Annotated in this window: 1 pseudogene; it reads right to left on the reverse strand. The window is 74.3% G+C overall.

The annotated features are described in order from the left end of the window. Positions 1 to 228: pseudogene (locus tag FLX08_RS40160) on the reverse strand (hypothetical protein); the annotation flags it as partial. Between the last annotated feature and the right edge of the window lie 153 nt (positions 229 to 381).

The raw sequence follows: 381 nt of genomic DNA on the forward strand, positions 1-381 counted from the left end.
GAGCGGATAGACGTAGAACGCGACCAGGTAGACGACGACCGGCACAAGGAACGCCCACGCCGCCCACTGCCCTCTTGCCTGCTGTCCTCCTGCCCGCTGCCCTCTTGACTGCTGTCCCGAACCGCCCCGGCGGAATCTGCGGCGCGCGCTGCCGGCCCCCGGCTCCGGGACCCGCTCCCGCCGGCCGTCCCCGGTCGCCGGGGCCGGCGTCTGTGTTGCGTGTTTCATGCTTTCCTTCGTCCGGACGACCAGAGGCGGGCCCGGAGCCGTACGTCCCGGGCCCGCGCGACGCTACTGGACGGCGCTCGCCGCCGTGGCCTGGGCCGCGGTCAGCGCCTCCTGCGGCGGCTGCGACCCGCTCAGCGCGGCCTGCATCGCCTT

Source organism: Microbispora hainanensis (assembly GCF_006874475.1).
GTDB lineage: Bacteria > Actinomycetota > Actinomycetes > Streptosporangiales > Streptosporangiaceae > Microbispora > Microbispora hainanensis.